Annotated in this window: 1 pseudogene; it reads right to left on the minus strand. The window is 79.3% G+C overall.

Annotated elements, in window-relative coordinates:
- Positions 1 to 7 precede the first annotated feature (7 nt).
- Positions 8 to 1,173 (minus strand): annotated as a pseudogene (locus tag ABT078_RS42525) (AAA family ATPase); the annotation flags it as partial.

A 1,173-nucleotide genomic window follows, 5' to 3' on the forward strand; every position in this document is an offset into this window, starting at 1 on the left:
CGGCTCCTCACGGTGATGGAGACGCAGGAACTCCTCGGCGGTCGGCGGCGTCGTGCGCCCGCTGCGCGGCGAACAGGTCCGCGGGTGGGAGCCCGGCGGCGGCCAGGGTCTCCGGCTCGGCGAGCCGGTCGGCGACCGCCGCGGCCTCGCGCTGCCAGGCGTCGAGCCGGTGCTGGAGCTCGCGTTGCGCGTCGTCGTCGAGCAGCGCGGCGGCGGCTTCGGCGGGTGTGTCGTACCCGGCGCGGAAAGCGGCGTCGGCGAGCCGGTCGTCGGCCTCCTTCAGCCGGCGGGCCGTGTCCTCGGCCGCGCGGACGGCTTCGGCGGCTTCGGCGAGCAGCCCGATCCGCCGCTCCAGCAGCGCGGACCGCTCGGCCACGCTGCCGGCGCCGCCTGTCGCTCGGGCGACCTCGGCGTCCAGCACCGCCTGCTCCCGGTCGAGCACCTCCCGCCGCTCCCGCAGCGCGGCCCCCCGGGTCTCGGCCGCCTGCCGTGCGGCAAGCCTCTCCTCGCGCTCCCGCTCGGCCCGGTCCAGCGCCTCCCGCGCGGCGTGCGTCCCCGCGGCCAGCGCATACGCCTCCCGGTGCTCGCACTCCAGCGCCTCGACGACGGCGACCAGCTCCCGGACCTCGGGGTCCGCGTCTCCAACGGCTTCTCCACCGGCGTCGCCCGCCGGGCCGACGCCGGACCCGACGGCCCGGCCGGCCGCCTCGTGAGCTCCGTTGCCGTCCCGGCCGGTGCCGGACGGTCCGCCCCCGCCCCCGTCCATGTCCGCGTCAGGCGCCACGTCGGCCTGGGCGGTGGGCGCGGCCGGTGCGGGCGGGAGTTCGCGGGCCGCCTTCCGCACCGCGGTGAACGACTCGCGGACGACGGCCAGTTCGCGTTCGGCGTCGGCGCGGGCCGTGTCCGCGCGGGTGTACGTGTCGTAGGCCGCGTCCTCGCGGGCGCGGTCGACGTGGGCGGCGTCTGCCACTGCCGGGGCGGGGTGGTCGGGCGAGCCGCAGACCGCGCAGGGGTCGCCCGGCACCAGGCCGGCCGCGAGTTCGGCGGCGATGCCGCGAAGCCGGCGTTCCTTGAGGTCGAGCCAGGACTCGCGGGCCGCGCTCGCGCCGTCGCGGGCCGCGCGGAGGGTTTCCTCGACTGCCGCCGCGCGCGCCGCGAGGCGGTCGCGCTCAC

Origin of the sequence: Streptomyces sp. NPDC002133, from assembly GCF_040296405.1 — a bacterium.
Lineage (GTDB): Bacteria > Actinomycetota > Actinomycetes > Streptomycetales > Streptomycetaceae > Streptomyces.